Below are 25580 nucleotides of genomic sequence, written 5' to 3' on the forward strand. Positions count from 1 at the left end.
AGCTCACCAGGACGTCCATTCATGAATTCGAAAGTTCTCACGGTTCGGGAAGCGACCCTCGGTGTGCTTCGCTCCTTTGGCGTCGATCGCGTTTTCGGCAATCCCGGCTCGACCGAGCTTGCCTTCCTGGGCGACTGGCCCGACGACATCGACTACGTGCTCGGTCTGCAGGAAGCCTGTGTCGTCGGCATGGCCGACGGCTATGCGCAGGCGACGGGGCGTCCGGCTTTCGTCAATTTGCACTCGGCGGCCGGGCTCGGTCATGCCCTCGGCAATCTCTTCACCGCGTTCCGCAACAAGACGCCGATGGTCGTGACAGCCGGGCAGCAGGCGCGCAGCCTGTTGCGGATGCGACCCTATCTCTTCGCCGAGGACGCCGCACAATTTCCAAAGCCCTATGTGAAATGGAGCGCTGAACCGGCGCGCGCCGAAGATGTTCCAGCGGCGATTGCGCAGGCCTTCCTCACTGCCATGCAGCATCCGCGCGGTCCGACGTTCGTGTCGGTCCCGTCGGATGATTGGGCGCGGCCCGCAGCTGCTCCGCCGGTCCGCCACATCGCGACGGAATTTGCGCCGGATCCGGCGGCGATCGTCCGGCTCGGCGCGGCGATCCGCGCCGCCAAGAGACCTATCTTCGTTGTCGGACCCGAAATCGATCGCAGCGGCTGCGTCGAGGCGATGGTCGCTGTGGCCGAGCAGGCGAGCGCGGCCGTTTGGGCAAGTCCGATGTCGAGCCGTTCGAGCTTTCCGGAATTGCATCCGCTGTTCGCCGGCTTCCTTCCGGCAGCGCCGGGAGGTCTCGCCCGCGCCCTGCGCGGCGCCGATCTGATCGTTGTGGTCGGCGCGCCGGTGTTTACTTTCCATGTCGAAGGACAATGCGAATTGCTCGACGACGGAACGTCGGTATGGCAGATCACGGATGATCCGACAGAAGCCGCATCCGCTTCTGTCGGTGACACCATCATCAGCACGCTCCCGAAGGCGCTGGCTGGGCTGCTGTCGGCGATGCCTGACATCGCGGAGCGCGAAGTGCCGGCCGCGCGGTTGCGGCCTGCCGCTCCTGCCGCGCAAAATCCGATTCCGCCAGGCTATGCGCTCGCCCGTCTCTCGGCGTTGATGCCGGGCGATGCGATCGTGGTCGAGGAGGCGCCGTCGCATCGCCCCGCCATTCAGCAATTCCTGCCTCGGCCGGGCGCGGACAGCTTCTACACGATGGCGAGCGGGGGACTTGGTTACAGCCTGCCGGCCTCCGTCGGCGTGGCGCTGGCGCGGCCGGGTCGCCGCATCGTCGCCTTGATCGGTGACGGATCGGCGATGTATTGCATCCAGGCGATCTGGACCGCGGTGCAACGCCGCTTGCCGATCACCTTCGTGATCATGAACAATTCAGGCTATGGCGCGATGCGCGCCTTCAGCGAGCTGATGCAGGCGCACCGCCCGCCCGGGATCGACCTGCCCGGGCTCGACTTCGTGGCGCTCGCAAGGGGAATGGGTTGTCCGGGGCAGCGCGTGACCGATGTCGGCGACGTCGACGCCATCTTGACCGAAGCGTTGGCATCGAGCGGTCCCGCGCTGGTCGATATCGCCGTCGACGACGCCACGACCGACCTGTTCAGCCATCCGCGCTAGCTGGCGGTAGAGGGACTGGTCCGCGGCGACAAGACGCCCGATGGCAATTTGCTCGTGAGGGCGCGGGTCTTGGGTTGGACACGCGATCCGTCGATCACCTCGAGGCGGCCGCAGCGGTTCAAGGTGTGCAACTTCCTGCCGGGCCATGCTGGCCCTGGCCGCAGAGAGTGGCGGATGATCTGCTTGAACGTCGTCGGCGAGAGTTCGATGATTTCCGCCAGGGCAAGCGCTGCCCCGTATCCGCCGGCACAGTCCTGGACCGGGCGCCACAATTTGTCATTGATGGTGACGAAATTCCCCGCAGGCCGCGTGGTCGCGCGATCGATCAGCACGGGGTTGCTGGCATGCGGCAACCACGGGCCCATGAGGTGCTCGGCGTAATAGATCGCCAGCGAATCCGAATAGCCGCCGGTGCCGTCGCGCCAAGCCCCGAACAGATAGTTCAGGCCGTTGTGCCGCGTGATCGTGGCATCGGCCAGCTCGACGCCCGAAAGCAGCGTCGCATGCCGCTCCCATTTGTCCGGAAACCGAACGCATTTGTAGATGGCGACGTCCCCATTGGTCGAGCTCTCCGGGATCATCCACAACGCGCCATCGTCCTCGATCAAGAACGGATAGGAGAGGTGCCAAGGCTCGTTCAGCACGGGCACAACCTCTCCGACGGGACCGGCATCGTCGAACTCGATTGCCGAAATGATTCCTTTTCCAACCCGGTGATCGAGGTCTTCAAAGAAGACGAATGTTCGCCCCTGCCAGGTGATGGGGAAAGGATCGGCGTAGAAGTGGTTTCCGGGATCGGCAAGGACGTTCCAGCGGGACCCCGACAGATCTCCGGTCTGCCAGACGCCGGCGCCATCATTGAAGCGCCATCCGACATGCCAGTGCGGGGCATAGCAGCAGAGGCGATAGATCTCCTTGGCGATCGATGTCGCCAGGCCGCGCGCGACGTACGCCGCCGGCGGGCGGCCGTTACCAATTCGGGCGGGTCGTGCCATCAGCGGCACGATGCGCGGCCGTCCCGACAGGATGGCCGCCACCATGGTCAGCGTTCGCGCCATGACGGTTTCCAGTCCGCCGCTCAGACCGGCCGCGATTTCGGCGGAGGGGTGGCCGCGATCGAGGACGGCACCGTCGACCTCGTCGACGATTTCGATCACCGGCAGATCTCCGGCGAGAATGGCGGCAAGAGCTGCGTTTTCGCCTGCGACTCCATTGAACAGCGGGCGGAGATACTGCCGGGCGGAGCAGTTCGGATCCCGCGCGCCACCGGTGAAATCGACGATGACTTCTGCCGTGCCGGCGCGAGCCTGCATTCGTTCGGGATTGATCTTCAGCCTGTTGGCGCCGCTGTGTTTGCCCTTGTGCAACACCAAACGTTCGAGCTCGAACAGCATGTCGAGACCGGTCGGCCGCGGCTCCGCCGTTGCGGTCCATGCGATCTGGACCGGTACATCCCGGCCGTCGATCGACAGCATGTCGCGGCCCATCCACTGCCGCGCATACTCAATTTCACAGCGAAACTCGATGGTCATGTCGAGCCGATCCGTTTCAATGCGTCCCGATCAGATGACCTGGCCGAGAATTCGAACGTATTCCTCCACCATGGCGTCCACTGAATAGCGCAGCTTCAGGCCCTTGGCGTTTTGCCGCAGTTCGTCGCTCAGTTTTTGGTCCGTCAGGAGCCTGGAGACCGCGGCCGACAGCTTGGTATGATCGGCGGCATCGACGAACAGCGCTGTCGGCTTTCCCTCGACGGACAAGACCTCGCGCAAGACCGGGAGATCGGTGACGACCGAGGGAACGCCGGCGTTTGCGGCCTCCACAGCGGCGAGGCCGAAGGTCTCCGCCTGCGTCGGAAATACGAACACGTCGAGAGCGGCGAGAAACTCCGCCATCTGGCGCGGGGTGATTTCGCCGAGCAGATGCAGCCTGTCCGATACTCTCAACTCATCCGCCAACTGCCTCAGCCGGGCCTCGTCGGCTCCCTGGCCCGCCAGCGCGAGATGCCAGGAGGGTTGATCCGGCAACAGACGTATCGCCGCGTCGAGCCGCTTGTGCGGGTGCAATCTTGCTGCGCAGCCGAGCAGGGTGCTTTCCGGTGGCAGATTGAATTTCTGTCGCGCGGCTTGCTTCGTCAGGGTGAGCGCCTTGTCGTCGAAGCCGTGCGGGACGTGCACCATGCGCGCGCGATAAGCTTTGGGGTAGCGCGAATACTCGCGCTGCATGTCCTGCGAGTTGAGCGTGATGCGGTCGAAGAAGCCGAGGCTGCCCATGACGATGTCGGCGGTGCGGACCGGCCAGCTCATCGACAGCGCGGATGAAACCTGATTGGCGATGACAGGCACGCGGCAGATCAGGCGCGCCACACCGGCGCCGATGACATTGCCGAAGTGCTGAAAGGTCAGAACGGCGTCGGGCCTGTTGGCCCTGAGATGGCCGCCCAGCGTCCACAGCATTTGCAGCAGCGCCAGCGGATTTCCCGGCCGGCTCGACGCGCAATAGATGGTGTCGGGCGGCTCATCGAACGAATCGGACTTGCGGAAGAAGAACAGATGGGTGACGCGATAGCCGCGGGAGGTCAGCCCGGCGCCAAGCAGGCGCGAGATCTCCTGCGCGCCGGCGTTCTCGGCCTGGGTCTGTACGAGGAGCACGTGCGGCTTTTGTGCGCTACCGTTAGGCGGCGGGAGTGCTGTCGCAGTCGTCTCGCCCAACGCCTTCTTTGGCTGGTAATGGAGCACGGATCCCGCCCACTGAAGAAAAGAATTTTTCAACTTCTTAACCCCGTATCTACCATGCGGGGATCGAGCGGACACCGACTAGCAATAAACGGAGTTAATGCCCGGCCTGCCGCAACGGCATCGTTCGCGAGGGAATTCCGCTGGTTCCTAACCAAGTGAAGAGGACGGGGGTAATCGTCGATTAACCATCGATATTCAGGTTGGAGCGGGGCACTAAAGCATACGAAAACGATGCACATTCCGCTGGTGCGCTCAAGCCGCGGATGCGCTCTCCTTCATGCGGCACAAGTGACGTATCCTGACGCTCTATTCGCCGGAGTCCGCGCCACGGACCGCGTAGGCGCTAGGCTTCGATGGCGAGAAGCGCAGAAGCCCCAGAATCGAAGGATCGACCCCGGTTCGCCGGCGACAGAGGATGTTGAGGGCGATCGTCGCGAGCGCCAGCGACACAGTGGCCGAGATCGCCGCGCCAAGAACGCCGAGCCAGGGAATCAGGACGAGAAATCCGACCAGCCGCAGCGCTACGTTTCCGGCAATCACGGGGACATACTCGCGCTCATAGCCGGTCAGCTGCAAGATCGCCGCAGAAGGACCGCCCGCCGCCTGGAACGCCGTTCCGATCGCGAGCACGATCAGGACCCAGTGCTGCGCAGCGAAATGCGGCCCGAACAGGTTGAGCAGATGGGGACCGCCAATCCAGATCAGGAGAAGTCCGCTGACCACGCACACCGCGGTCACTTCCGCCATCAGCCGCAACGTTCGCTCGAATTCCTGATGGTTCTTGCTGAAGTACAGCGAGGGGAGCCGACGTGCGCCAAAACTGTACAGTGCCGCCGACAGCATGGCGAAGATGTTGGCCAGGCGCGAAGCGGCGAAGTAAATTCCGGCGGTTGCCGGGTCCAGCATCCAGTAGACCAGGATGACGTCGAAATATTGGTTCGCGGCTTCGAGGATGGATGCGATCCAGAAATGAAGCGCGCTCGATCTCCAGCGCGACGTCTCGGACCTCACCGCCGTGCCGCGGAAATCCGGCAGAGTTCGCGCAATCGCGATGATCTGTGCAATCAGTCCGACCGACATGGCAATCGTCATCACGGCGATCAATTCCGCGGGATCGAGCTGGCGATGGCCGAACATGATTGCGAGCAGGAACAGCACGACGCTGACGCGCCAGAAGAACTCCCTGTTTCCTTCGCCCATGAGAATGCTGACCAGCGAGCGTGCGATCTGGCTGCCAAGCATCAGCCCCGCATTCACGGCCGTGTAGGCCGACACCGCGATGACCAGCAACCACGAGGCGCCTTTGATGTTCGCGCCGATCGCCATTGCGCCGATCGCGATCAGCATCGCGACGGAGGAAATCTTCAGGCTCGACAGCAGCACGCCTTTGGTGAGATCGGGCTGATTTCCCACCCGATACTCGTTCAGAAATCGCACCAGCAGCGATTCCTGGCCGACCAGACCGACGACCGCTGCCATCTGGGCCACCGAAAGCCAGGTCGCAAAGATGCCGAACCCATCGGGCGACATCGTTCGTGCCGCAAGCGAGAACAACGCGAACGCAAGCGCGCCGCTACCAACCTTGAGAAGGATGGTTCCGGCAACACCGCGCGTCACGTCGCGCCGCATGAACTGGACGATGGATTCGATCATGGAAATTTAAGAGGCAACTTCCCCTGAAGAGACATTGTTCCGATTACCTGCAAAAGCCTAGCATGCCGAAAAACCGCGAGTGTTAATGAGCGGCCTCCATGATCCCGCCGACCGCGGCGACGTCGCGGCCATGCCTGTTGCTTCACTATGGAACATCGTTGAGCCCATTGTCCCAGATAGAGCAAACTGCAGCCTGATCGCGTGGCGGCATAGCGCCGCATCGACGGCCAATGAGGCGAGATGAACCGCTGGAATGCGGACCGGCTCGCCGGGAATGGCCATCCCGAGCAAGGCGCGTGCCGGATCTCATGGGGCCGCGCAGGTCTCCGCTGCATTAACCGAGATATCGAGAAATGATCGCGTTTGGTCCTGCGATGCTAGATCAGGCGAGAGAATTGCACGGGTAATCATCATTGACCGTGGGAGCACCGGACCATGACGGCGGATAGCAATGTGCCCGAGCCGATTGCCGCAGCCGGCCCTTGGGCGATCGTCGCCGACATCGCGATCGTTGGCGGCGGCCTCGCGGGCTCGCTGGCGGCGGCCGTGCTCGCGCGGGCAGGGCATCGTGTCGCTCTCGTCGACAAGCGCGCGGTCCATCCGGACGAGTTCCGGGTTGAGAAAATCGGCGGCTACCAGCTGGAGATGCTGCGCAAGCTTGGCTTCCTCGACGCGCTCGACAGCGTCGCCTGCCGATATGATCAGGTGCTTAATATCAGGGACGGCAAGGTAGTCGATGTCAGCGTCGGACGGGCTTACGGACTAGCCTATGCCGATCTCGTCGCCATGGCGCGCAGTCAACTGCCTGATCCGTCCAGCCTGATCGTCGACGAGGTCACGGCCGTCAATTGCAGCGACGATATCCAGCATATCGAGTTCGCGTCCGGGAGGCGCATGACAGCGCGCCTCGTCGTGCTGGCCACGGGCATGGCGGGCGTTCTCGGCTACAAGCTCGGTATCAAGCGGCGGGTGCTGGCCGAGCGCCATTCGGTCACGTTTGGATTCACGATCGCGCGCCGGGACGATGTGCCGTTCGATTTCGAGGCGCTGACCTGTTACGGAGAGCGCACGGCGGACGGCATCGATTATCTCAGCCTGTTTCCAGTGCGTGGCGGCATGCGGGCAAACCTCTTCATGTTCCGCGACCCGGCCGATCCTGTTATGCGCGAGCTGCGCCGCGAACCGGAAGCGACGGTGTTGCGCCTGCTGCCGGGATTGCGGCCTTACCTTGGCGATTTCCACGTGACCGACCGGGTGCAGAATTGGGTGATGGACCTATCCGTCGTGGAAGGACATCTTCAGCCCGGCGTCGTGCTCATAGGCGATGCCTTCCAAACCAATTGCCCTGCCGCCGGCACCGGCGTTGCCCGCCTGTTGGTCGACGTCGACCGCCTCTGCACTGAATATGCGCCGCGTTGGCTGGTGACCGAGGGCATGAGCCGGGAGAAGATTGCAGAATTCTATTCCGATCCTGACAAGGTCATGGCGGATCAGCAGTCGCTGAAGATGGCGCGCTTCCGGCAGGCCCTGACGTCCCGCAACGACATCGGCTGGGACGTGCGGCGGCGGCTGCACTTCCTGCGACGCAATATCACTCACCGGGTCGATCAAATGCGGCCAGGCTGGCTCGCGCATGTTCGAAGCGTGCTACGCGCCTGAAAGCCGTCGTATCGTCCGGGGCCTCGCGCGGGTCAGCGCGTGGGCGTTGACGTCCGCGTCGGCAGAAGCCTGAACTCCGACATTCGCTTGGCGGCCAGTTTGAGCCAGGGAGCCTGTTTCAGTGCGAACAAGGAAATGGCGCCCACGGTGCTGCCGGCCTGCGTGACCGCCCACATCGGCGAGGGCTGCGCGCCGAACAATTTCTTGTAGGGCTCGTCACCGATGGTGAAATCGAGCATCTGATCCCCGCGCTCGATACAGTCCTTCGCGACCTGCTCGAACATCAGCGCGCCGAGGGACTGGCTCTTGTATCCCGCAATGTCGAAGGCGCCCATGATGACGAGGAAGCTGCTTTGATGGCAGAGCCCGAGCACGGCGGCGATCACCTCGCCATCCATCTTCATGGTATAGAGCCGGACAAAGGAGCCGAGGCCGCGCTGCGCCATCTCGGAATAGAAGCCGTAATATTCGGGGCGCTGGAGCAGATCTCCGTCGCCTTGCGCCTGAAAGCGCGGACCGCGGAATTTGCGCATTACGTCCAGCGCCTCAATCACGGAGGCGCTGTCGCCGCAGCATGAAAAACTCAGATTGCCCTTCTTCTGGAGCTGCCGGGATTTCTTTGCGAGCTCCTTCTGGTAGGAACGGTCGATCGCGCTGGCGCGCCATTGCTCGAACGGCGCGACAAGGACGGTCGCGTAAGCGTTGGAGTCCATCGCGACGCGGCGGGGCGTAGCCAGGAGGTTCTCGATCGGAAGCCGTCCGTCCGGCAGCTTGGTCATTCGGAGCAGATCGAACGGACGGACGAGGTACCTGATTTCTGCGCAAGCACTCTCGTCCTTGAGCAGCTCGGAAAATACGTGCGGGCTGCACACCGGCGCCAGGTAGTCGGAGACGCGGAGATCCGCGAATTCGACGGTCCGTATCGGGCCGCGCCGGATCCGTAGCAAGGGCAGCACCATCGCAAGGGCGCCCGTCGCGCGGTGGCGGACCACGACAACCAGAGGCGTTGCGCCTGCATGAGACGCGAGCCTGGTATAGAGGGTGTCGAGCCAGAGCGGATGCTGGAACGCGGTGGCAGCCGAGTTGTCAAACAGCTCCGCGTAATCAGGCGACAGGAAGTCGAATCCCTGCTCGATGGCGATGTTGAACGTGCTGCTAGGTCTGTTCATGATACCAGGGAAACCGGATAGCTCGGGACGGTCGAGCCGGACCTGCGCTTTATAGCAGGGTCGTTACGGGCGAGACACCGGCGGCGTGCAGTTTGCATTAATGCGTCGCGCAAGGCTCATATCGTTACCAAACCGTTAATTTCGCAACGGCGTCGCGTCGCAGCGATCGAGATCGACCTGCGCTAGCAAATTATTAACCGCGCTTAAGGAAGGTCATCTCATGGCCAGCCTGCAGACCGAGGTGGATTCCGGAGCACCCGGGAGCGCGATCTGGACGACGCGCAGCGTTGGCGTCGAGAAGATAGCCAGGTTCGCGATCACCTGTTCGATCACCATCAACGTGGTCGCATCGATGGGCATCTTCAACGCCGCGCTACTGCCGGCGGAGCTGAGCTTTCTGCAACAGGCCATAGCCCTTCTGATGTGGGCTGTCCTGATCTACCGCAAGTGCATTCGTGCAGCCGCGCCTGCGGTTGCAGGTCAACCCCGATATGGCGGCGCTGGTCGCATTCTACGCCTTCGCAATTGTCTCGGTGTTCTGGTCCAGCCTGAGCGTCGCGGCGATCATGAAGAGCGCGGCGCTTGCGATGACAACGTTCGGTGCATTTTGCCTCGTCACGCGCGTCGACCTGGACGAAATCGTGAAAGCCACGGCCTTTGGGCTCTTCATATTGGTCGCCGCGTCGGCTGTCTGTGCGTTGGCCGTGCCCGACATCGGGATCGACCATAGCTGGATGCACAACGGTCAATGGCAGGGCGTCTACGAATCGAAGCAGACGCTCGGCTTCGTCGGCGCGTATCTGATGTTCTTGGCCTGCTATCGAAAGATGACGGGGCAGGGGTGGCTGGCCTTCCTCGCCGTGTTCCTGCTGGCGTCAACCTGTGTCTTCGCGTCGGAATCGCGCGGCGCCGGCGCTGTCGCTCTGGCCGCCTGCGCCATGCTCGTGACCTCGATGTGGTCGGTCGGCTGCATGAGGCTCTATGCGCTCCTGCCGTTCGTCATGTGCGTTCTGGCCGGATTTCTGATCCTGTATTTCTACGCGACGGGATACGACGCCATCCATATCGGCGATTCCAGTATCGATTTCACCGAGCGGACCTTCATCTGGCACTACGCGATAAGTCATTTCAACGATGCGCCGCTGCTCGGCTTCGGCATCAACGGCTTCTGGACAATCCCCTCGATCTACGATTATTTCGAACAGAACCACGGCTGGGTGCTCGACAATTATCATAGCGGCTACATCGCGATCCTGATGGAAACCGGATTCCTGGGGTACATGCTCTTTGCCGCGAGCGTCCTCCTGTTCTCGCACAAGATCCTCCATCTGATTTCCGCTCGCACGATCGACCGATCGCATTGTGCCCTCATCATCGGATTTGTCGTCCTCAGCTTTCAGACCAATTTTACGGAGACGACGTTCCTTCGTTCGACGATGTTCACATCGGTGCTCCTGGTGGGCTTTTTCTTTGCGACGTGCAGGCCGGTGCGACCGACGGAATTCCAGGCTTCAGGAATGGAAGCAGTATGACCGCCATGCGCTCGCGTTGGCCGAGAAGCTTCAATCTTGCGGCTATGGTGGTTTTCCTTGCATCGCTGTCCTCCCACGCCCAGGGGGCCGAGCAGGCCGCCTCCCGTGACACGCCAAAACTGGGTCGCGGTATCAATATTCTCGGCTACGATGGAATCTGGGAAGGCGGCCAAAACGCGCCATTTCGCCTGGACAATTTGACCGCGATCAAGAAGGCCGGGTTCGCGCATGTCAGGATCAATTTCTTCGGCTTCAAGTTCATGGGCCCGGGGAATGTCCTGGACGAGATCGTCCTGAGGCGGCTTGACGCCGTCATCGAGGAGGTTCTCGCGAGGAAGCTCGTTCCCATCGTCGACGAGCACGACACCCACCTTTGCCAGCGCGATGTTTCCGAATGCGCCGAGAAGCTCAAGGCGTTCTGGCGGCAGATCGCCGAGCGCTATGCCGGCAGATATCCGGCACTCGTCTTCGAGGTGTTGAACGAGCCTGGTGGAGAAATGACGTCCGCCAGCTGGAATTCGCTCCTCAATGAATGTCTCGGCATTATCCGCCGCACCAATCCCGAACGGCCGGTCATCGCCGCCGTTCTCAACACCGATGAGATCCCTGTCGACGAGCTGGTTCTGCCGGCCGAGGACAGGCATCTCATCGTCGCGTTTCATTATTACGCGCCGATACGGTTCACCCATCAAGGCGCGCCGTGGTCTCCGACGTTTTCGCGGATCGGGCCCCTGGACTGGGGCAGCCCGGAGGATGAAGCCAAGGCTGCCGCCGACTTCAGGAAGATGAGCCTCTGGGGGAGAAAGAGCAGCGCCCGGTTTATGTCGGCGAGTTCGGAGTGTACGAGCGTGCGCCATCCGACAGCCGGCAGAGATATTTGTCATTCGTGGCGAGAAGCGCCGACAGGCTCGGCTGGTCATGGGCCTACTGGCAGTTCGATCATGACTTCGCGGCGTTCGACAGTGCGCGTCAGGCCTGGAAGCCGGGTATCCTGCGTGCGTTGATGCCGCCGACGCGTTGAAATCGCGTCCCGAGTCCGCTCATTTCGCGGAAGGGGTGCCGGGGCCGGACCCGTCGGGCAAAACACCCGCCATCCCGTCAACCCCATCCCATAAAAAAATGCCGCTTTACCGAAATTCGGTTTTGGCGTATGTGTTGCCCATCCTGGCTCATCCTTGAGGGGCGATCTTGTGGTCGTCATGTTCGCGAGCCGGGCTTGCGGTGGACGCGGCAGCGTTCGGGTACGAGAGGCTAAGGGCAGGGCGGATTGCTCTCCGTGAGCCCGAGGCTTCGTTCCGACGAGCGGCGCTGCTAGGCTTCGTCTCGTCTGTAAGTTTCCGGCTTTGTCGACAGGGCTGGGAAAACTGCGGCGAAATGGCGGGCCGTGCGTACGGCAAAACCGTGTGGTCCTGGCCGTCGTTGCTACGGTCAAGCTCTTGCGGATGCGGCACTTGCGTCAACCGGCGCGGCGCCGGTGACTTTCGCGAAGGCGAGGGAGGCCAAAAGGAACTCGGCTCCCGGGAGAGCACGGCATAAGCCGTCCAACCATCGCGCAGGGAAGGCCGAGTGATCGGCACCACCTGTATGCTGCTGTGCGGTTTTCCTGCGTGTGCTTTTCGCGCAGCGGACCGCGGGTGCCAGCCGGCACCCGGCCTTCCCTGCGCCCTCTTGGACACGAGGGTGAAGTGACGAAGCAAAGCTCGGGCGAAACGCGCCGCGAGAACGCGGCTGTGCGTCCGCCCACCCCAATATTCCGGTTCGGGCACCGATGACTTGTCCCTAACGCTAGGGACAGACACGTTGCTGGGATCCGCTTAGCATGGCCCGTCCCGGTTGCTCGGGACCGCAGGAGGAAACGCGTATGTCGGACGACATGCCTCTTGAGCGGCGACCATGTCCTGGGGAGCACTGCAAGCTCGAGTCGGGGCGCCTGATGCAGCCGGCGGAGTCATCGAAGCGGACAGGGAGGAACAGGACATGAAGATCGGTTTCGCGCGAGCCTCGCTTCTTGTGGCATGCGTCCTTTATGGACATGCTGCTCACGCGGACATCAAAATTGGAATCGTGATTTCGGCAAGCGGCCCGGGATCCGCACTGGGCCAACCGCAGCTCAAGACGGTTGCCGCTCTTCCGAAAGAGATCGGTGGAGAGAAGGTGACCTATATCGTCCTGGACGACGAGTCGGATTCGACCAAAGGGGTCCAGAACGCGCGCCGGCTGGTGATCCAGGACAAGGTCGACGTGCTGGTCGGTTCCTCTCTGACCCCGGTGACCATGCCGATGCTGGATGTCGCGCTCGAATCAAAGACGCCGCTGCTGTCGCTCGCCGCCGCTACCGCCATCGTCCAACCGATGGATGAGAAGCGCGCCTGGGCTTTCAAGGTCGTTCCCAATGATGACCTCATGGCGGCCGCCATCCTCAAGCATATCGCGACATCAGGCGTGAAGACGCTCGGCTATATCGGCGTTTCTGATGGATACGGCGAGGGCTACTACAAGGAGGTGAGCCGCCTCGCGCCCGCGTTGGGGCTGACCGTGACCACACACGAGGTCTATGCACGCGCCGACACCAGCGTCACGGGTCAGGCGCTCAAGGTGATGTCGACCAATCCGGACGCCGTCTTCATTGCTTCCGCAGGAACTCCGGCGGTCTTGCCGCAGCAGGCGCTCCGAGAGCGCGGATACGCTGGGAAGATATTTCAGACACACGGCGTGGCCAGTGAGGAGTTCATCAAGCTCGGTGGCGCGAATGTCGAAGGTGCCGTATTCGCGGGCGAGGCTTTTACCATTGCCGCCGATCTTCCCACGGGGGATCCGTTCCGTCGCTCGACGGAGGAGTTCGTGACCGCGTATGAAGCGGCGAACGGGCAAAAGCCCAACATGTTTGCTGCTCACCTCTGGGATGTCGTCGCGCTGATCGGAAAAGCTGCACCGGATGCGCTGAAGATGGCAAAGCCTGGCACAACCGAATTTCGCGCGGCTCTGCGGGACGCACTCGAGCGAGGGCAGAACATCTATCTCAACAATGGGCTGTCGAACATGAGCAAGGCCGATCACAACGGCTATGATGAGCGCTCGGCCTTCCTGATCAAGGTCGAAGGCGGGAAGTTCCGCCTGGCAAAGTAGCGGCGCGCCAATCAGTCTTGTACGAGGGGCGCGGAAAACCACGACTACGCTGATCCTGGTTGATGGTCCGTTTGGATCCAGAGATGGTTGATCGGGGATAGGGGCGTACCATTCCCGGGCGTTCAGCAGAAAAATCGATTTTCGATTTTCTATTGACCCCTCCGCGTTGCCTTGCCATCATTCGACCCATGGGTCCGCTTCAGTTTCATATGACCGGAAGCCCCGGAGATGGTCCGCGCAGCCTGACATCTGCGTTGCACGAGCGCCTGCGCGCCGACATCCTGGCGACGCGGCTGCTTCCGGGGCAGAAGCTGCATATCGCCGGCCTCGCCAAGCAGTTTTCCGTGAGCCTTGCCGCCGTACGTGAGGCACTTTCCCGACTGGTCGCCGACGGGCTCGTGCTGGCGTCCGACCAGCGTGGCTTCCGGGTGAGCCCGGTGTCACTCGCCGATCTCGCCGACGTGACGCAGACCCGGATCGACATCGAGGGCCTTGCGCTCCGTCGCTCGATCGGGCGGGGCGACGATGCCTGGCTTGCCTCCGTGAAATCCGCCTGGGCGGACCTGAAGGCGGTTCCCTATCGCTACCCCGACGATCCGACAGTGCATTATGAGGAGTGGGTGGTCCGCCATCGCATCTTCCATCGTGCACTGGTTAATGCCTGCGGCTCGCCGTGGCTGCTCGGCTTCCGCGACGTGCTGCACGAACAAAGCGAGCGATATCGCCGCCTCTCGATCCGCAGGGAGGTCGGCAAGCCGCGCGACGTCGAGGCTGAACACAAGGCGATTGTCGCTGCCGTCGTCAAACGCGACGCGGATGCGGCGGTTCGCGCATTGGCAAAGCACTTCGGCATCACCAAAGAGTTTGTCGAGCTCGCCTCGCCTCGCATTGCGGAGGTGAACGGCGCGAACTGACGATCCGGAAAATTCCGGCAAAGAAAAACAGAGACCGGGAGGAAACAGATCATGAAAATAACTCGCCGCAAGGCGCTATTGGCGTCGCTCTTCGCAGCCGGCGTGCTCGCCGGCCCTGCCACCGCCGCCGAAACCATTCGCGTCGGCCTGCCGACCAAGACCTACTGGCCGACGACGATCGCCGAGACGGCCGTGCGGCAGAAATTGTTCGAGAAGGAAGGCATCCAGGCCGAGCTGACGATCTACCGCAGCGGTGCAGAGACGTTCGAAGGCATGGCTGCGGGCGCGGCCGATATCATCCTCGATCCGCCCTCGCTGGTCTCCGCGGGACGCAAGAAGGGTGTGATGTCACGGATCGTGGCCAATGCCGCGATGGGAAATTTTGGCTGGCAGTTGATGGTCCCGGCCAAGTCGACGCTCGACGTCAAGGGCCTCAACGGCAAGAAGGTCGCAATCACCGCCGCCGGCTCCGGTTCCGACCTGCTCGCACTGTGGACACTCCAGGACAAGAAAATCGATTTCACGCGCGTCCCGGTTGGGGGCGGCGGTCTGGTGCCGAACCTCTTGGCAGGCAACGTCGAGGCCGCCGTGGTCTATTCGCCGCTGAGCTTCCAGATCTCGAAGTCGGGCGAAGCCAAGTCGATCCTCGACTACGCCACGGCGGTGCCGCCGAACCTCACGGCAGGCTGGATCGTGCTCGACAAATTGGCGGAGACAAAGCCTCAGCTGGTTCAGAAGGCGGTGAACGCTCTCTATGGCGCGGTTGCGTTCATGCGTGCCAATCGCGATGTGACCGTCAAGCTGATCGCCGAGCTCTACGAAATGCCGGCCGAGATCGCCGCCCTGGAATACGACAACACGATCATGAAGCTCGAGACCAGCGGCGACATGGGCGCGCCTGACGTGAACGCGGCCGTGCAGCTGTCGCTGGACCTCGCCAAGCTCGGCGGGCTCAAGGACATCGTGCCGGTCGAGGACGTGATCTCGACCAGGTTCAAGCCGGTTCCAACCAAGCCGTAACGATGCAGAACTCGCTCGCCATCAAGCTCGCACGGATCGCGATCGTCATCGCGGTCCTGGCGCTATGGGAGTTGCTGTCGCGCACCGGCATCGTCAATCCGCGCCTGCTGCCCTCGGCGTCCGACACGTTTGCGACGCTAGGCGACCTCCTGCAGCGCGCGGCCGTGCGGAAAGACCTGATGGTGACGGCGACCGAAGTGCTGGCTGCGTTCGCGCTAGCCGTCCCCTTCGGTGCCGTGATCGGCTTCCTGGTTGCGGAGAACCGCTACTTCGCCGACGTGGCCAAGCCGCTGCTGTTCTTCGCGTTCAGTATCCCGAAGTCGATCTTCCTGCCGATGTTCATCCTCGTATTCGGCGTCGGCTTCGCCCAGAAGGTCGGCTTTGGGTTCTTCTCCACGATCTTCATCGTGATCATGTCGACGACCACGGCGGTGGAGTCGGTCAAGGTCGAGCATCTCACGGTGGCGCGCTCCTATGGCGCAACTCCGATGCAGACTGCGTTCCGGGTCTATCTGCCGAGCATGCTGCCGGTGCTGCTGGAGGCCCTGCGGATCTCCATGATCTTCAACCTCACCGGCGTGATCCTTGCCGAGATGTACGCCTCGCGCGACGGCATCGGCCACCAGATCGCGACCTGGGGCGAGAACTTCCAGATGAAGCAGCTCCTCGCCGGCGTCGTAATGGTCGCCGCGATCGCCATGACCTTCAACGAACTTGTCAGATGGGTGGAAACGCGATGCAGCCATTGGCGAACGTGACCCCGTTGAAGCCTCCCGCGCGCGCCGGCGCGATCGAGGTGAAGAATGTCGGCCAGGTCTTCAAGACCAGGTCCCAGGACGTGGTCGCCCTCGAAGACGTTTCGCTCGATATCAAGCCGGGTCGCTTCGTCGTGCTGGTCGGCCCGAGCGGTTGCGGCAAGTCGACGCTTTTGATGATGATGGCGGGCCTGCGTCAGCAGACCTCGGGCACGATCACCATCAGTGGCGCGCCGATTCCGCAGCCCGACCCGGACAGGGTCGGCGTGGTCTTCCAGGAGGCGAGCCTGTTTCCCTGGCTGACCGCCGAAGACAATGTCGAGTTTCCGCTGGCCCTGCGTGGCGTGCCCAAGGCGGAGCGCCGCGCCAAGGCGCAGGATGCGCTCACGCTGGTCGGCCTCGACGGATTCGGCAGGCGCCATCCGCACGAGCTCTCGGGCGGCATGAAGCAACGCGTCTCGATCGCGCGCGGGCTGGTGCAGGACCCGCCGGTGCTGCTGATGGACGAGCCGTTTGCTGCGCTCGACGAGCAGACCCGCATGACAATGGGTGACGAGCTGCTGCGCATCTGGGCGGCGACAGGCAAGACCGTCGTCTTCGTCACGCACAGCCTCACCGAAGCGGTCTATCTCGCCGACGAGGTGATCGTGATGTCGGCGCGGCCCGGCCGCATCGTCGATCATCTCCAGGTCCAGCTGCCGCGGCCCCGCACCTACGAGATGCTGAGCGGCGATGCCTTCGGCAGCTTGCGGGACCGCATCTGGCGGCATATCCGCAAATCGGCGTGAGGCGGAGATGAGCGCCAAGATGACCGGGAAGATAAGTGCGAAGACACTGCGATATCTGATCGTGATCGGCCTGATTGCGCTGTGGGAGCTGCTGCCGCGCACCGGTCTCGTTCCCGAGCTGTTCCTGCCGTCCCTGTCATCGACGCTGATGGCCGGATGGACCGAGGCACCCGAATACGGTCATGCGCTCGCGGTGACGCTCTACGAAGTCGTGGTCTCCATGGCCTTCGCCTGCGGCGGCGGCATCCTGCTTGGCGCTATCGTCGGCAGCCTGCCGGGTCCGCGCGTCCTGATCATGCCGATGGTGTCGAGCCTCTATGCAGTGCCGCTCGTGATCCTCTATCCCGTTTTCACGGTGTGGCTCGGCATCGGCTCGGAATCCAAGATCGCCTTCGCCTCGATTTACGGTTTCCTGCCAACGATGCTGGCCACCGCCGCCGGCATCCAGACCATCGACCCTCAGCTCCTGCTCGCGGCACGTAGCATGGGCGCCACGCTGAGCCAGCGGTTGGTTCGCGTCATCATTCCCGCGGCGATTCCGACCGTGCTGTCGGGGCTCCGCGTGGGAGGCGCGCTGGTCATCGTTGGCGTCGTCGTCTCGGAGATGCTGATTTCCTCAGCCGGCATCGGTTATCTGATCTCGCGCTACCGCACGATCCTCGACAGTCCGCACGTGTTCGCCGGCGTCCTCCTCGTGCTCTTCATGGCGATCGCCTTCAACGCCGCGATCCGGTGGATCGAGCGCAAGGCGGCGATCTGGCAGACCGGCACGCGCGCTGGTCTGGCCAACGAAGACATCGCATCGGGCGCGATGCAGCCGGCGACCTGAGGGAATTTCGCGTGTTCGATCTGACCCTGTCATTCGACAACGGCCCCGATCCCAACGTGACGCCGCGCGTGATCGACATTCTCGGAGAGCGCGGCATCAAGACCACGTTCTTCGTCATCGGCGAGAAGCTCGCCGATCCCGCGCGGCATGGCCTTGCGATGCGCGCGCACGGGGAGGGACACTGGATCGGCAATCACACCTTCACCCACAGCGTCCCGCTCGGTGAGCAGCCGGATCGCGATACAGCGAAGAGCGAAATTGGCCGCACACAGGCCGCGATCGGTGATCTCGTCCATCCACAGCGCTGGTTCCGGCCGTTCGGTGGCGGCGGCAATCTCGATACGCGGCTGCTGAAGCCATCCGTCGTCGACTATCTCACCCGCCACAAGCACAGCTGCGTGCTCTGGAACGCGATCCCCCGCGACTGGGACGATCCCGACGGCTGGACCGAGCGCGCCATTGTCCAGTGCAGCCGGCAGCCCTGGACGCTGATGGTTCTGCACGATCTTCCAACCGGGGCGATGGACCATCTTGAGCGGTTCCTCGACCGCGCCGAGGCGGCCGGTGCCCGCTTCCGCCAGGATTTCCCGCCGCAATGCGTTCCGATCCGCAACGACGCGATAGCACTTCCGATCAACGACTATGTTTCCTCCATCGAAGAGAGCGTTTGACTGATGAAAATCGCAAGTTTCACGATCGCCGGCACAGCGAGCTTTGGCATTGTCACCGACAACGGCGTCATCGATGCCGGCAAGCGTCTCAAGACCTGTCCGACGCTGAAGACGCTGCTTGCCAAGGGATCGCTCGACGAACTGAAAAAGCTTGCGGGCGAGAAGCCCGACTACGCGCTGCAGGACGTCACGCTGCTGCCGACGGTCCCTGATCCCGACAAAATCTTCTGCATTGGCGTCAATTACGCCACCCATCTGGCCGAAAGCGGCCATCCCACTCCGCCACACCCGATGATCTTCACCCGCTTCGCCAACAGCCAGGTCGGGCATGGCCAGCCGATGATCCGGCCGCTCGAATCCGAGCGCTTCGACTATGAGGGCGAGATGGCGGTTGTCATTGGCAAGGCCGGCCGCCGCATCTCGCGCGAAGCCGCATTGAGCCATGTCGCCGGTTATGCCTGCTACAATGACGGTAGCATCCGCGACTGGCAGCGCCACACCTCGCAATTCGCGCCTGGCAAGAATTTCGCCGGCACAGGCGGCTTTGGGCCATGGATGGTCACGACCGACGAATTGACCGACGTCAGCAAACAGACCTTGATTACCCGGCTCAACGGCGTCGAGGTACAGAAGGCCCCGATCTCCGATCTCGTCTTCGACGTGCCGGCGCTGATTGCTTATTGCTCGACCTTCACCGAGCTCGCGCCAGGCGACGTCATCGTCACAGGCACGACCGGCGGCGTCGGCGCTTATCGCAATCCGCCGCTGTGGATGAAGGGCGGCGACATCGTGGAGATCGAGATTTCCGGGATCGGGATTCTCCGCAATCCCGTCAAGGACGAAGAGCCGGCTAAGGCGACGCGCGCAGCCTGATTGGCTGCGCTCGACAACAACAAGAAGGAGACCCTCATGCCGATGCCAACGCATATCCTTCCGACCACGGTGGTCGGAAGTTATCCGCAGCCGGAATGGCTCGTGAATCGCGCCATGCTGTCGAAGGTGGTGCCGCGCACCCGCCTGCACGACATGTGGCGGCTGCCAGCGGAACATCTGGAGGAGGCCCAGGACGATGCGACGATCGTCGCGATCCGCGACATGGAGCGTGCCGGCATCGACATCGTGACCGATGGCGAAATCCGCCGCGAGAGCTATTCTAACCGCTTCGCCACGGCGCTCGACGGGATCGACGGAGACAATCCCGCGATGATCGTGGCGCGCACCGGTAACACCCAGACCCCGGTGCCGCGCGTCGTCGGCCCCGTGAAACGCAAGGGACCGGTCGAGCTGCACGACATGCAGTTCCTGCGCAGGAATACCGATCGTGCAGCGAAGATCACCCTGCCGGGTCCGTTCACCATGAGCCAGCAGGCCAAGAACGAGTTCTACAAGGACGACGAAGAGCTCGCGATGGCCCTTGCGGAGGCCGTCAATGCCGAGGCGCTCGATCTGCAAAGAGCAGGCGCAGACGTGATCCAGCTCGACGAGCCCTGGGTGCGGAACAATCCGGATTCTGCCAAGCGCTACGCCGTCAAGGCAATCAACCGCGCGCTGAAGGGCATCACAGTGCCGACCGTCGTGCATCTCTGTTTCGGCTATGCGGCGGTCGTGCCGGGCTCGAACAAGCCGGCCGGCTATTCGTTCCTCGCCGAGCTCGACGATACGACTGCCGACCAGATCTCGATCGAGGCGGCGCAGCCAAAACTCGACCTCGGCGTTCTGAAGGACCTCTCCTCAAAGAAAATCATGCTCGGTGTGCTCGACCTCGCAGACCCCCAGATCGAGAGCGTCGATACCGTCGCCGACCGCATTCGCAACGGCCTGAAATATGTGTCGCCCGATCGTCTCGTTCCCGCGCCCGATTGCGGCATGAAATACATGCCACGCGTCGTCGCGTTTGGAAAATTGAAGGCGATGTGCGATGCGGCGGCCAAGGTTCGGCAGGAGCTTGGTTGACGAGGTTCGAGCCGTTCGCCAGCGATTGCACGATCTGGGTCTGGTCCGCCTTAGACCCAGCCGCCATCGACGATGTAGTGCTGAGCTGTGCAGGCGGAGGCCTCGTCGGAAGCGAGGAAGATGGTGAACTTCGCGACCTCGTCCGGCACGAGCTTGCGCTTCAGGCATTGTCGTTGCATCAGCTCGACTTCGCCCTGTGGCGTCATCCATTTATCGAGCTGGCGCTCGGTCATGATCCATCCCGGCGCGATTGCGTTCACGCGGATGTTGTAGGCGCCGTAATCGCGCGCCAGAGAGCGCGTGAGACCGATCACGCCTGATTTGCTGGCGGTGTAGGCGGCCATGCCGCCCTGTCCGGCGATCCACGACACCGAGCCGAAATTGACGATGGCGCCGGCGTTCGCCGCCTTCATGTCCGGCAACACGGCCTGCGCAGCAAAGAACTGGTGCTTCAAGTTGACCGCGATACGGTTGTCCCAATATTCCGGTGTCATTTCCTCGGTGCTGTGCCGCTCGTCATGTGCGGCATTATTGACGAGGATGTTGATCGCGCCGTGCATGTTGCGCGCCTCCGTAACGCCGGCACGTAACGCGGCGATATCGGTCAAGTCGACACGCATGAAACGCGCGCCAAGACCTTGATCCGACAGCTCGCGTGCCAGGGATTGGCCCTCGTCGACTTTGATGTCGAAGAACACGACATTGGATTTCTGCTGGGCGAAGCGCCGCACGATCGCAGCGCCAATTCCAGATGCGCCCCCGGTGACGAGAACGACCTTGCCGGCGAGGTCGGAATAAACGGCAGCCATGGATATCCCTCGATTTGCGTTGGGGCAGCGCGACGCGCCGCCCGACTCTCCCGCGCACCTTAGCGATCTCCTTCGTGAGGTGCATAGATCAGAATTTCAGTTGCGTACCTCAAAAATCGAAGGCAGGATTGCACCAAGAATAAGAGCCGTTGGGAGGAATGTGATGAGACTGCTCGGGAAACTGGGACTGGCCGTTGTCGCATGCCTGTTCGGAGCGAAACTCGCTGCGGCCGATACGACGGTGAAATGGCTGCACATCGAGGCCAACCCGGCCCAGGTCAAAATCTGGGAGGAGGTCGCGCGCGCCTATGAGGGGGCGCATCCGGGCGTCAAGGTCGAGATGCAGTTCCTCGAGAACGAGGCCTACAAGGCCAAGCTGCCGACCATCCTGCAATCCAAAGACCGGCCCAATATCATCTACAGTTGGGCCGGCGGTGTCCTGAAGACGCAGATCGAGGCCGGCGTGCTCGACGACATCACCGATTCTGTGAAGGACTACAGCGACAATCTTACACCCGCGGCACTCGCCGCCTTCACCAGCAACGGCCGGGTTTATGGTCTGCCCACGGCGCTCTCGCAGGTCGGCTTCCTCTGCAACAAGGAGCTGATGGCCAAGGCGAAGGTCGATCCTGCCGGGATCAAGAGCTGGGACGATCTGCTTGCTGCCGTGAAGGCGTTGAAATCCGCCGGCGTGACCCCGATCGTGGTCGGCGGCGCCGACAAATGGCCGCTGCACTTCTACTGGACGCATCTTGCGGTGCGCATCGGCGGCAAGGTGGCGTTCGATGCGGCGCTGCGCGGCGAGAACGGCGGCTTTGCCGGGGAAACCTTCCAGAAATCCGGCGAGCTGTTCAAGCAGCTCGTGGATCTCCAGCCGTTCCAGAATGGCTTCCTGGGTTTCAAGAACCCGCAGGCGGTCGGCTATTTCGGGGACGGCAAGGCGGCGATGACGCTGGCGATCAGCACAGTCTATCATCTGCAGCGCGCTCTCGCCGCCGACAAGGTCGGATTGACCGAGGACAAGATGTGCTGGTTCGACTTCCCGGTCGTGACCGGCGGCAAGGGTGCGCCCACCGATACGCTCGGCGGCATCACCGGTTGGCTGATTACGAAAGGCTCGCCGAAGGAGGCTGTCGATTTCCTGAAATACTTCGTCTCCAAAGAGGTGCAGACGCGGCTTGCCGCCGGCAACTTCATCATCCCAGTGGTGCAGGGCGCGGACGCAGGGCTGAACAACAGCTTCATGAAGCTGATCGCCGCCAATCTGGCGAAGTCGAACTACCACCAGAACTTTTATGACCAGAGCCTGGGTCCGTCGGTCGGCCGCGTCGTCAACGACGTCACGGCCGAGATCGCCGGCGGCAGCATGAGCCCGCAAGAGGCTGCCAAGGCGATCGAGATGGCGTGGAAGCAGGGCAACTGACGGTGGCGCGGCGGACCGCGAGCGTGTCGACGATCGGCGCTGCTGGCGAGATGGTGCCCCAGGTCACGGTCCGTGGCCCGAGTTGGGACGGCAGGCTGACGGTGCTCATCCTGTTCCTGCCGCCGGCGCTGCTATTGTTCACGTTGTTCGTTGTGCTGCCGATCGGCGAAGCAGCCTGGTATTCGGGCTTCAACTGGAACGGGTTCGGCAGGCCGACCAACTGGATCGGCTTGGACAATTACCGCTTCGTGCTGGAGACCCGCGCCTTCTGGCTCACGCTGCGTAACAACGGGCTGATCATCGCTGTTTCGCTCTCCATCCAGCTGCCGCTTGCGCTCACGCTGGCCTTGATGCTCGCCGAGCGCTTTCGCGGGGCAGTGGCGCTGCGCATGCTGTTCTTCATGCCCTATATCCTGGCGGAGATCGCGACCGGGCTGATCTTCAGCTTCGTCTATGATGGCGACTACGGCCTTGTGGCTTCGATCTGGCGCAGCTTCGGCGCCGAGCCTCCGCATCTGCTTGCCTCGACCGATACGGCCATGCTGGCGGTGCTGATCGTGATCGTCTGGAAGTACTTTGGCTTCCACATGATGCTGTTCATCGCAGCGCTCCAGGGCCTCGACAAGAGCCTGGTCGAGGCGGCGCGTATCGACGGCGCGACCCGATCGCAAGCCCTGCGACATGTGGTCATCCCGTTGCTCTATCCGACGATAAGGCTCTCCGTGTTCTTCGCTATCGTCGGCTCGCTGCAGCTGTTCGACCTCGTTATGCCCCTGACGCGCGGCGGGCCAGCGGACTCCTCGAACACGATGGTGAGCTTCCTCTACAACAACGGCATCTCGCGCATGCGGGTCGGCTACGGCAGCGCCATCGGGGTCATCCTGTTTGCGATCTGCGTGACCTTTGCTTTCACGTACAAGCGATGGTTCATGCGCGATGAGTAACGCCAGGACCTTCCATGCGCCGTTCGAGCTCTCAATGCTGTTCAAGCTGGTGTTCCTGGCCGTCATTGCCATCATCGTAATGGTACCGCTGCTTGCGACCTTGTTCGGTGGCTTCAAATCGCTCGGCGAACTGCGCGTCAATCCGTTCGGCCTGCCACGTCACTGGGAGTGGCAGAACTATGCTGATATCCTGTTCTCTGCACGCTTACTGGCAGCTCTTGCGCAACTCGCTGATCATCTCGACCCTCACGGTGGCACTGACCCTGATCGTCGCCTCAATGGCGGCGTTCACCTTCGCCCATATCAGGTTCTACGGCAGCTCGATGCTGCTGAGCTACCTGACGCTGGGCCTGCTGTTTCCGGCCGCGACGGCGGTGCTGCCGCTCTTCATCAAGGTGCGCGACCTCGGGTTGCTCGATACATATCTCGGGGTAGCCCTGCCGCAGGCGGCCTTCGGTCTTGCGATGAGCGTGCTGCTGCTGCGGCGTTTCTTCAAGGACATCCCCTACGAACTGCTGGAGGCCGCGCTGGTCGACGGCTGCAGCTATGTCAAATTCTTCCGCTATGTAACGTTGCCGTTATCGCGGCCGATCCTGGCGACCGTCGGTACCATCACCTTCGTCAACAGCTGGAACGCCTATCTGCTGCCGCTGGTGATGCTCAACACCGACGCGCTCTATCCCTGGCCGCTCGGCATCATGGTTTATCAGGGCGAGTATTCGTCCGAGTGGCATCTGATCCTGGCCTTCATCACGCTTACCATCCTGCCGACGATCATTCTATTTCTTCTGGCGCAGAAACACATCGTCGCAGGCCTCACCGCCGGTGCGGTCAAGGGATGAACGGTACCTCACGGAGATCACAATGAGAAAAGTAGGCATCGGCATCATCGGCTGCGGCAATATCAGCACCGCTTATCTGAAGGCGGCCCAGCGCTTCGCAGTCATGGAAATCAAGGCGCTCGCCGATATGCGCAGCGATGCGGCAGAGCGGCAGGGCGCCGCCTTCGGGCTGCCGGCAATGCGGGTTGATCAGCTGCTCAAGCGAGACGACGTCGAGATCGTCATCAATCTCACTGTGCCACTCGCCCACACTGACGTCAGCCTCGCGGTGCTGAACGCCGGCAAGCACGTTCATTCCGAGAAGCCGCTCGGCATCAACGTCACGGAAGCCCGCAAGGTGATGGACCTCGCCGCGCAGAAGAGCCTTCGCGTCGGCTGCGCGCCCGATACGTTCCTTGGCGGTGGGCATCAGACCGCGCGCAAGCTGATCGACGGTGGCGCGATCGGCACGCCTGTGGCCGGCAGCGCGTTCTTCGGCTGCCCCGGCCACGAGCGTTGGCATCCGGCGCCGGGTTTCTACTATTTGCGCGGCGGCGGGCCTATGCTTGACATGGGTCCGTACTACATCACCGATCTCGTGCAGCTGCTCGGCCCCGTGGCGAGCGTGATGGGCTCGACCGCGCGTCCGAAATCCGAGCGGCTGGTCACCAGCCAGCCGATGAACGGGACGTTGATTCCGGTCGAAGTTGCGACCCATGTCGCCGGCACGCTCGAATTCGAGAGCGGGGCGGTCGTCTCGATCGCGATGAGCTTTGATGTCCCCAAGCACCGGCACGCGTCAATCGAGATCTATGGCGACAAGGGCAGCATGCTCGTGCCCGACCCGAACCGCTTCGGCGGCGAAGTACAAGTCGCCAAGACCGGCGGCGACTGGGAGCCGGTGCCGCTGACCCACGGTCATGTCGATGGCGAGTTCCGTTCCATTGGCGTCGCGGACATGGCCTCCGCGATCCTGAACAACCGGCCGCATCGCGCCAGCGGCGCGCTCGCGTTCCACGTGCTGGAGGTGATGGAAGCGTTCCAGACCTCTGCCGACGAAGGGCGACGCGTCAAGATCGAGAGCTGCGTCGAGCGGCCGGCGATGCTGCCGGCCGGGCGTGAAACCGGACAGATCGACTAAGGACAG

Annotated in this window: 20 protein-coding genes and 3 pseudogenes; 17 read left to right on the forward strand and 6 right to left on the reverse strand. The window is 62.6% G+C overall.

The genetic code is table 11. The annotated features are described in order from the left end of the window. Positions 1 to 21 precede the first annotated feature (21 nt). The gene (gene mdlC / locus IVB41_RS17665) at positions 22 to 1629 is read left to right on the forward strand and encodes a benzoylformate decarboxylase (protein ID WP_247433316.1); all 1608 of its coding nucleotides are present in this window, start codon (positions 22 to 24) and stop codon (positions 1627 to 1629) included. Here mdlC and IVB41_RS17670 read toward each other — a convergent pair. The 3 genes from IVB41_RS17670 to IVB41_RS17680 form a co-directional block, all read right to left on the reverse strand. Beyond that, positions 1626 to 3161, reverse strand: coding sequence for a hypothetical protein (locus IVB41_RS17670; protein ID WP_247433319.1), 1536 nt, complete (start codon positions 3159 to 3161; stop codon positions 1626 to 1628). The genes mdlC and IVB41_RS17670 overlap by 4 nt on opposite strands. A gap of 30 nt (positions 3162 to 3191) precedes the next feature. After that, complete coding sequence (locus IVB41_RS17675) at positions 3192 to 4367, reverse strand: glycosyltransferase family 4 protein (protein ID WP_247433322.1); 1176 nt, start codon at positions 4365 to 4367, stop codon at positions 3192 to 3194. Positions 4368 to 4673: 306 nt separating this feature from the next. Then, positions 4674 to 6020, reverse strand: coding sequence for a lipopolysaccharide biosynthesis protein (locus IVB41_RS17680; RefSeq protein ID WP_247433325.1), 1347 nt, complete (start codon positions 6018 to 6020; stop codon positions 4674 to 4676). Between the two features lie 435 nt (positions 6021 to 6455). Between IVB41_RS17680 and IVB41_RS17685 the strand changes: the two genes are divergently transcribed. Further along, a complete protein-coding gene (locus tag IVB41_RS17685; RefSeq protein WP_247433328.1) occupies positions 6456 to 7679 on the forward strand; it encodes an NAD(P)/FAD-dependent oxidoreductase in 1224 nt (407 codons plus the stop codon). Positions 7680 to 7711: 32 nt separating this feature from the next. Here the strand turns inward: IVB41_RS17685 and IVB41_RS17690 are convergent, their stop codons facing one another. Further along, positions 7712 to 8848, reverse strand: coding sequence for a GNAT family N-acetyltransferase (locus IVB41_RS17690; RefSeq protein ID WP_247433332.1), 1137 nt, complete (start codon positions 8846 to 8848; stop codon positions 7712 to 7714). A 213-nt stretch (positions 8849 to 9061) separates the two neighbouring features. Beyond that, a complete protein-coding gene (locus tag IVB41_RS17695; protein ID WP_247433336.1) occupies positions 9062 to 9208 on the reverse strand; it encodes a hypothetical protein in 147 nt (48 codons plus the stop codon). Positions 9209 to 9245: 37 nt separating this feature from the next. On the opposite strand from IVB41_RS17695, the pseudogene IVB41_RS35805 reads away from it, so the two are divergent. The 11 genes and pseudogenes from IVB41_RS35805 (at position 9246) to IVB41_RS17750 (ending at position 20436) form a co-directional block, all read left to right on the forward strand. Beyond that, positions 9246 to 10380, forward strand: a pseudogene (locus IVB41_RS35805) (O-antigen ligase family protein). After that, positions 10377 to 11401 (forward strand): annotated as a pseudogene (locus IVB41_RS17705) (glycoside hydrolase family 5 protein). Before IVB41_RS35805 ends, IVB41_RS17705 begins: the two co-directional pseudogenes overlap by 4 nt. 956 nt (positions 11402 to 12357) lie before the next feature. Beyond that, positions 12358 to 13506, forward strand: a complete 1149-nt coding sequence (locus IVB41_RS17710) for an ABC transporter substrate-binding protein (protein WP_247433343.1) — start codon at positions 12358 to 12360, stop codon at positions 13504 to 13506. Between the two features lie 209 nt (positions 13507 to 13715). Next, positions 13716 to 14420, forward strand: a complete 705-nt coding sequence (locus IVB41_RS17715; RefSeq protein ID WP_247433345.1) for a GntR family transcriptional regulator — start codon at positions 13716 to 13718, stop codon at positions 14418 to 14420. A gap of 51 nt (positions 14421 to 14471) precedes the next feature. Next, positions 14472 to 15440 carry an ABC transporter substrate-binding protein gene (locus tag IVB41_RS17720; RefSeq protein ID WP_247433348.1) on the forward strand — a complete coding sequence of 323 codons (969 nt, stop codon included), beginning with the start codon at positions 14472 to 14474 and terminating at the stop codon, positions 15438 to 15440. Positions 15441 to 15442: 2 nt separating this feature from the next. Further along, the gene (locus tag IVB41_RS17725; RefSeq protein ID WP_247433352.1) at positions 15443 to 16198 is read left to right on the forward strand and encodes an ABC transporter permease; all 756 of its coding nucleotides are present in this window, start codon (positions 15443 to 15445) and stop codon (positions 16196 to 16198) included. After that, a complete protein-coding gene (locus IVB41_RS17730) occupies positions 16177 to 16983 on the forward strand; it encodes an ABC transporter ATP-binding protein (RefSeq protein ID WP_247359695.1) in 807 nt (268 codons plus the stop codon). Before IVB41_RS17725 ends, IVB41_RS17730 begins: the two co-directional genes overlap by 22 nt. A 19-nt stretch (positions 16984 to 17002) precedes the next feature. Beyond that, a complete protein-coding gene (locus IVB41_RS17735; protein ID WP_247433356.1) occupies positions 17003 to 17812 on the forward strand; it encodes an ABC transporter permease in 810 nt (269 codons plus the stop codon). 11 nt (positions 17813 to 17823) lie between these two features. Continuing rightward, positions 17824 to 18483, forward strand: coding sequence for a polysaccharide deacetylase family protein (locus tag IVB41_RS17740; protein ID WP_247433359.1), 660 nt, complete (start codon positions 17824 to 17826; stop codon positions 18481 to 18483). 3 nt (positions 18484 to 18486) lie between these two features. Next, a complete protein-coding gene (locus IVB41_RS17745; protein ID WP_247433362.1) occupies positions 18487 to 19356 on the forward strand; it encodes a fumarylacetoacetate hydrolase family protein in 870 nt (289 codons plus the stop codon). Between the two features lie 36 nt (positions 19357 to 19392). Further along, positions 19393 to 20436 carry a 5-methyltetrahydropteroyltriglutamate--homocysteine methyltransferase gene (locus IVB41_RS17750; RefSeq protein ID WP_197031191.1) on the forward strand — a complete coding sequence of 348 codons (1044 nt, stop codon included), beginning with the start codon at positions 19393 to 19395 and terminating at the stop codon, positions 20434 to 20436. Between the two features lie 50 nt (positions 20437 to 20486). On the opposite strand, the gene IVB41_RS17755 is transcribed toward IVB41_RS17750, so the two are convergent. Next, positions 20487 to 21245, reverse strand: coding sequence for an SDR family NAD(P)-dependent oxidoreductase (locus tag IVB41_RS17755; RefSeq protein WP_247282331.1), 759 nt, complete (start codon positions 21243 to 21245; stop codon positions 20487 to 20489). A 163-nt stretch (positions 21246 to 21408) separates the two neighbouring features. Here IVB41_RS17755 and IVB41_RS17760 point away from each other — a divergent pair, with 163 nt between their 5' ends. The 4 genes and pseudogenes from IVB41_RS17760 (at position 21409) to IVB41_RS17775 (ending at position 25574) form a co-directional block, all read left to right on the forward strand. Beyond that, a complete protein-coding gene (locus tag IVB41_RS17760; RefSeq protein WP_247433365.1) occupies positions 21409 to 22668 on the forward strand; it encodes an extracellular solute-binding protein in 1260 nt (419 codons plus the stop codon). Positions 22669 to 22670: 2 nt separating this feature from the next. After that, the gene (locus tag IVB41_RS17765; protein ID WP_407062491.1) at positions 22671 to 23612 is read left to right on the forward strand and encodes a carbohydrate ABC transporter permease; all 942 of its coding nucleotides are present in this window, start codon (positions 22671 to 22673) and stop codon (positions 23610 to 23612) included. A 34-nt stretch (positions 23613 to 23646) separates the two neighbouring features. Beyond that, a pseudogene (locus IVB41_RS17770) lies at positions 23647 to 24454 on the forward strand (carbohydrate ABC transporter permease). Between the two features lie 22 nt (positions 24455 to 24476). Then, positions 24477 to 25574, forward strand: coding sequence for a Gfo/Idh/MocA family protein (locus IVB41_RS17775; protein WP_247433368.1), 1098 nt, complete (start codon positions 24477 to 24479; stop codon positions 25572 to 25574). Positions 25575 to 25580: the final 6 nt, after the last annotated feature.

Source organism: Bradyrhizobium sp. 44 (assembly GCF_023073095.1).
Classification (GTDB): domain Bacteria; phylum Pseudomonadota; class Alphaproteobacteria; order Rhizobiales; family Xanthobacteraceae; genus Bradyrhizobium.

What these genes read in the sequence shown, in the direction of transcription:
- mdlC (WP_247433316.1), top strand. Translation starts at nt 22, where the DNA reads ATGAATTCGAAAGTTCTCACGGTTCGGGAAGCGACCCTCGGTGTGCTT.
- IVB41_RS17670 (WP_247433319.1), bottom strand. Translation starts at nt 3,161, where the DNA reads ATGACCATCGAGTTTCGCTGTGAAATTGAGTATGCGCGGCAGTGGATG.
- IVB41_RS17680 (WP_247433325.1), bottom strand. Translation starts at nt 6,020, where the DNA reads ATGATCGAATCCATCGTCCAGTTCATGCGGCGCGACGTGACGCGCGGT.
- IVB41_RS17685 (WP_247433328.1), top strand. Translation starts at nt 6,456, where the DNA reads ATGACGGCGGATAGCAATGTGCCCGAGCCGATTGCCGCAGCCGGCCCT.
- IVB41_RS17690 (WP_247433332.1), bottom strand. Translation starts at nt 8,848, where the DNA reads ATGAACAGACCTAGCAGCACGTTCAACATCGCCATCGAGCAGGGATTC.
- IVB41_RS17695 (WP_247433336.1), bottom strand. Translation starts at nt 9,208, where the DNA reads ATGCCCATCGATGCGACCACGTTGATGGTGATCGAACAGGTGATCGCG.
- IVB41_RS17710 (WP_247433343.1), top strand. Translation starts at nt 12,358, where the DNA reads ATGAAGATCGGTTTCGCGCGAGCCTCGCTTCTTGTGGCATGCGTCCTT.
- IVB41_RS17715 (WP_247433345.1), top strand. Translation starts at nt 13,716, where the DNA reads ATGACCGGAAGCCCCGGAGATGGTCCGCGCAGCCTGACATCTGCGTTG.
- IVB41_RS17720 (WP_247433348.1), top strand. Translation starts at nt 14,472, where the DNA reads ATGAAAATAACTCGCCGCAAGGCGCTATTGGCGTCGCTCTTCGCAGCC.
- IVB41_RS17725 (WP_247433352.1), top strand. Translation starts at nt 15,443, where the DNA reads ATGCAGAACTCGCTCGCCATCAAGCTCGCACGGATCGCGATCGTCATC.
- IVB41_RS17730 (WP_247359695.1), top strand. Translation starts at nt 16,177, where the DNA reads ATGCAGCCATTGGCGAACGTGACCCCGTTGAAGCCTCCCGCGCGCGCC.
- IVB41_RS17735 (WP_247433356.1), top strand. Translation starts at nt 17,003, where the DNA reads ATGACCGGGAAGATAAGTGCGAAGACACTGCGATATCTGATCGTGATC.
- IVB41_RS17745 (WP_247433362.1), top strand. Translation starts at nt 18,487, where the DNA reads ATGAAAATCGCAAGTTTCACGATCGCCGGCACAGCGAGCTTTGGCATT.
- IVB41_RS17750 (WP_197031191.1), top strand. Translation starts at nt 19,393, where the DNA reads ATGCCGATGCCAACGCATATCCTTCCGACCACGGTGGTCGGAAGTTAT.
- IVB41_RS17755 (WP_247282331.1), bottom strand. Translation starts at nt 21,245, where the DNA reads ATGGCTGCCGTTTATTCCGACCTCGCCGGCAAGGTCGTTCTCGTCACC.
- IVB41_RS17760 (WP_247433365.1), top strand. Translation starts at nt 21,409, where the DNA reads ATGAGACTGCTCGGGAAACTGGGACTGGCCGTTGTCGCATGCCTGTTC.
- IVB41_RS17775 (WP_247433368.1), top strand. Translation starts at nt 24,477, where the DNA reads ATGAGAAAAGTAGGCATCGGCATCATCGGCTGCGGCAATATCAGCACC.